The organism is Klebsiella sp. K5-45 (genome assembly GCF_030128605.1).
Taxonomy (GTDB): domain Bacteria; phylum Pseudomonadota; class Gammaproteobacteria; order Enterobacterales; family Enterobacteriaceae; genus Klebsiella; species Klebsiella quasipneumoniae.
Genome location: NZ_JAKUZW010000039.1, coordinates 1 through 5,049, shown reverse-complemented (window position 1 = coordinate 5,049; position 5,049 = coordinate 1). Strand labels below are relative to the sequence as shown.

Below are 5,049 nucleotides of genomic sequence, written 5' to 3'. Positions count from 1 at the left end.
TAACCGCGTTCCGTTATCTGGCGGACGGCTTCTTCCTTAAATTCAGGTGTAAATCGTGGTGTGCCCATACGCTCCTCCTATGCTCAAACTATAGGGCAGGATCGTCTACCGGGGCGGGGTCAGTCCATAAATGACTCTGAGGTGTCTGTTAAACCCGTGGCGATTCAGTCACATATTGGCTGGATAGCTTTGAACCTTCAGGCTCAGAGACTTCAAGCTTCGCAATGATAACAGGAAGTATTAACCTCTCGCTCAGTCCTTCAACCAGAATAGCCTTGTCGGCGAAAAACAAGTCGCAGCGCGTTAATGTCATATACTGGTGGAGAAACTTTTTATCTTCAGGCGGTATATCCTTCAGCCCCTTTCGCAAATCTTTGATCTTGGTTTTACGGACACCCTCCAGAGTTCCTGGTACTGGAACTCCGAGAAAGTAGCGGATATTCTCAAAACCTGCCGCATTGACGATATGTGATGAATGGGTAGATACGACGAACTGAACAGGCCAAGATCGTTTGTCTTCAGTGCTGTCAACCAACTGCTGTGCTATCTTGGCAAGTTGTCGGATAAAGACCTCTTGCATTTGTGGATGCAAGTGTGCTTCAGGTTCTTCAATGAAGATCAGATGTACGCCTGGCTCAGCAACCTCAGCACGAAACGCCTTATAGAAGCCAGCCAATTGCAAAAGGATGAATATTAAATTAGGTGCGCCGAGACCGTTGTACGATTCGGGTAGTGTAATACCCCCATAGCCCGAGTAACGAACTTTGGTGAAGTTTTATAGTAACTTTCGAACATCTAACTGAGTCTCAGTATGTAGTTCTTGTCCTCCCAGCCCTGGATATCCAAAGGTTTTCAGTGCTGGAATTAAGCTTTTTAGCTGACCGCCAAAGCTTGTGTCGATTTGGGTTTGAATGTCCTCGACGGCCTCCTTTAAAGCTTCGGCAATTTGTTTGTCTGCTGAATCCGCAGATGCTGAAGAAGCTATAGCAAAAAGTCCCTCTACAGTTTTCGCCAATATGTCAGATTCTCGATATGTTACATCATCAAGCCCCCGCTGAGCGTTGATAAATCCGGTTTTGACCAGGCTGCGTAACGCCCCAGGTTGCAATTCACGGCGATTATCTTGATCATTTGGGTCTTCGGCCCAGATTTTCATACAGAAATTACCAGGGACACGCTCCCGCAGGGTTCGGAAGAATGCAATACGAGTCTCTTGGGTTAGCGGTTTCTTGGGCTGGTTTTCGAAAAACTGCGCCAGTTGACCGTCTTTCAATTCATAGCGTACTACTACCTGTGCTTTTGTACAGTCAGGATCTAAATCAATAACAAAAGGGGCTAATGGCCCAAATTGAGGCCGAACAGGGTCGTACTGGAGTTTCAGCCTGAGCTCAATAGCAGGAATTAGCTTACGAATTACATCCTCTTCTGCACCTTGGTTTAGTGAATTAAGCGCCTTCTCGAAAGACTCGTAACAAACACTGGAAAAATCTTCAAGCTGAAAGGAGGCGCTGTTATCTACCAAAAACCTGCGCATTAATTCTGATAGTGACGTTTTCCCACTGTTATTTCGACCAACAATAACTGTTGTTTGATCTTCTAACATAAGCTCCACGTCTGCTAACAGGCGGAAGTTCTTGATTTTAATTTGATGAATACACATACGCCCCTCATTAGCTATCCATTTGTCGATTTATGGTTAATTAATTGATGTTATTAATTATTTTCATTAGTGTGCACAGCATTTCCAATGGTTTACTTCCATTTGAAATACAGTCAGTTTTTTTACTCTTCTTACGGAACACATGGCACCTCATTTGGATGACCCTGGCATTCCTGCCACCGACGAACAAGCGTAGCCACACAGGGATTACCCGCCAGTTGATTCATTCTGACCCAGTCAACGTCAACCAGTCCTGCAAGGAGTTCGTAATTAAGTTCCCCCTGTAATGCATGCCACTGCCGAATACTGGGCTGACGTTGAATAAGAGGTTGAGGAGAGGAAAGGCTGCCAACGATGACATAATTTTGTTCTGGATCATGCCAGAGCCGTGTAATACCAGGTACGTTTTTGAGCCAGTTGCGGGGATCGCCTAAAGGTAAATCGAAGACACGCGATAATAATTTATTCCATGATGCTATTAACGATGTACTGGCTCTTTTTACTGATTTTTTAGCGACTCCTACCATAAGCGCATTTTTCTTTTCAGGCCATTGGGAAAAAACAAAACTTTTTAAAATATCATAAGTGACATTGAATTCATTGTCGGAATAATGTTTTTTTAAAGCACATTCCCATAACTTACACAACAATTCTAGTTCACGAAGTAACGTATTTCTATTTGTATCGGATAATTCACCCTCTTCAGTAAGTTGCTCTATATGAAAAGTTAGTTCATCCATTTCAGGTAATAACCATTGATTAAGAGGGAGCTGTTGCCGTTGAGAATCCAGAATAGACATTAAATCGTTTAATTTCTCCGGAAGCATATGAGGTGCCCCATATTGTGGATCCTGTAGGAGGATAGTCACTTCTTCCGTTTTGTGAATTATTATTGTCAACCGATTAATAAACCGGGTCAACTTATCTGCTTCATTCCAAATCCCTTGAGTAATATCCTGAGGGCGATAATGGTAAGGCCACTTTTGGTTAAGTAGAGCGAGTAATGCTGTTACGGAGGTATCAAATGAACGGAGTATATTATCACAGGCTGAAACAGCATCTGGCATAGCTGGGTGGAAAGGTAATATTATTGGACGGTCTTGTTTAACAGTAAACAAACAGCCATTAGTGATTACAGCGAGACTGTTAGTGAGCAGATCCTTCTGCTGCGGAAGCGTCACACTAATTTTGGTCTCATTGCATAGCAGCAAATGTTTCAGTGCTAACTCCTTATATACAATTTCAACATTACGTGCCAGAGCTTCCTGAGCCGCTTTTTTCTCAAAATCACTGATACTATAATTATAGTAACGAGAATCCGTGGCAGGAATAAGCCTTGTGTCACCGTCAGAAGTAGACTGTTCTATTAGTAAGTTATCCGTAACTGGGTCACCTGTGAGATCAAAAGGATTAACATTAATATGCTGGCAGGCAACTTTGGTTCTTAACATTGTTGTCAATGGATAGCGATCGTCAATGATACCTGGAGTCTGATCCAGCAAAACAAGTAGACACTGTGATCTATCAATTTCTATATTTACAATCTGATCCTGTTCTATATCAGGTAGTAATGACATGCGTGCTTCAGGATATTTTTCATTCAGAAGCGACTGAATGTTATTAACAATATATTGTGGGGATACATTTTTCGAAAAACGTAGATCGAGGACCTTTATCTCTTTGTCAAGCTGTACACTTGGGAATTTAGCCTTGTCAGTTGTTTTGAATTTTGTTTTAAGCGGTAAAGGGCGTAACTTAAGTACTACTGGAGACAATCCGAAGCCAAATTTTCTTGCTTGCTCAATAAATTCATTTTGTACGGGTTGAAGGATCCAGGGCCAGCTATTTTTAAGTGAGGTTGAGGATGAAAGGTCGAGAAAAGGGCGTAGCATGCGTTTATCTTTGTTTTTGGCTACTTCCCGGTAAATCTGAGATTTAGGTTTTGTTGTTTTTTCCGCTTTCCAGCGGACAAGAACATTATTTTTATCATATATCCATAATGGTTGATTAATATTAAATGATTCGGTTTTTATATCGACTGGTCGTAGTGGGACGCTTTTATGAAATAATATAACCTCAGTTATATTTTTATCACTTCTTTGTTGAGTGCGACAGTCCAGACTAATTGCATTGATACCGAAACTGTTCTTACTTTTCCAGACGTCAGTCTGTAGTAATGGGCATCCCAGAGTATGACTACCTTTGCAATGCGAACCAAAGGCGGAGACTTTACGCATGATAAGCCGGATCCATACTGGATTCAGCATAGCCTTGTAATGGACACGCGTTGGTTCAACAATAATCCCATCACCATTTTTTATTACTGGTGGATTATCCTGCTCAGAGTCCAAAGCAACGTATAGTCCAAATTGATCTTTATGAGACTTCATCAAATAAGGGTAATAACGTCCACCTAACTCATCATCAATTTGGGTTTGCCATTCTTTCCAGCGATAGTTTTTACTTAACGGATAATGATAAACAACCAGTTTTTCAGCTTTCTCCTGATCGATCTCGTCGTCCCGGTAAATCATATGTGAAAGGGGGAGAGAACGGATTATTTCGTCATTACGTTTCGCCATGATGTTATGCTCTTTCCATAATGTTTTGATTGATGACTTTTTTGAGTTGCCCGAATCCGGGGGTTTCCACTGAAATGGTATCCGGAGTCACGCATCCTCCGAGAATCAGAATGTCTGCATCATAAGGATTTTGAACAGGGGTCAACTGGTGAGAGAAACCCAGTAATTGGCTATCAGCATGTGGAGCGACAAAGTTGGCGATAACCAATCTGGTTTTATTACCTTCGATAGCGCGAATTTGTGCCAGTTTTTTACTCAGACCCAAAGGGGTATGCTCTTGATTTGCGCCAGATGCCAACCATTGTTGATATTCTTCATCTGCCTTATCGAGAGTATCTTGTCTCCAAAACTTAGCATCCACACGATAATCAGAATTTTTTATGCTGAAATCATACTGCTCAAAAAGACGGTGATTGCTCACCTGGCTGGTGGTAATGATGCTCTCTGAATAAAGAAGCGCCCGGATAGCCTCTTCTCCAAGACGTCCCATCAGTAGGCGTTGTACAACTAGTGGATGAAATGCGTAACGTTCTTCCAAATCGTTCGCGAAGGGCATAATAGACGTTCTGTAACCTTTACGGTTGAACCAGTCAGTAATTACAGGATGACGTTGGATATACTGGTACAGTCTCTGAGGGTTGTATTGGAGCAGCCCTTCTGCTGCTTTGTCAAAAAACTGCCGGCTTTGTTGAATAAATCAGATTTCGGGTAAGTCTCCCCCGTAGCGGGTTGTGTTTTCAGGCAATACGCACGCTTTCAGGCATACCTGCTTTCGTCATTTTGTTCAGCGCTCGTACCAGGGCCATA

5 protein-coding genes are annotated in these 5,049 nt (G+C 42.3%); all 5 read right to left on the bottom strand.

Annotated features, from left to right (window positions below; all coding sequences use genetic code 11):
* Positions 1-148: 148 nt before the first annotated feature.
* On the bottom strand, positions 149-739 hold the full coding sequence (locus MKS11_RS27765; RefSeq protein ID WP_323802305.1) for an AAA family ATPase: 591 nt from the start codon (positions 737-739) through the stop codon (positions 149-151).
* Positions 740-775: 36 nt separating this feature from the next.
* Positions 776-1,660, bottom strand: coding sequence for an AAA family ATPase (locus MKS11_RS27140; protein ID WP_323128771.1), 885 nt, complete (start codon positions 1,658-1,660; stop codon positions 776-778).
* Between the two features lie 131 nt (positions 1,661-1,791).
* On the bottom strand, positions 1,792-4,242 hold the full coding sequence (locus tag MKS11_RS27135) for a hypothetical protein (RefSeq protein WP_284109797.1): 2,451 nt from the start codon (positions 4,240-4,242) through the stop codon (positions 1,792-1,794).
* A 4-nt stretch (positions 4,243-4,246) separates the two neighbouring features.
* Positions 4,247-4,798: a hypothetical protein gene (locus MKS11_RS27130; RefSeq protein ID WP_284109796.1), complete on the bottom strand. Its 552-nt coding sequence runs from the start codon at positions 4,796-4,798 to the stop codon at positions 4,247-4,249.
* Positions 4,799-4,979: 181 nt separating this feature from the next.
* Positions 4,980-5,049, bottom strand: a 70-nt coding sequence (locus MKS11_RS27125; RefSeq protein WP_223349232.1) for a hypothetical protein, incomplete at its 5' end; no start/stop codon positions are given.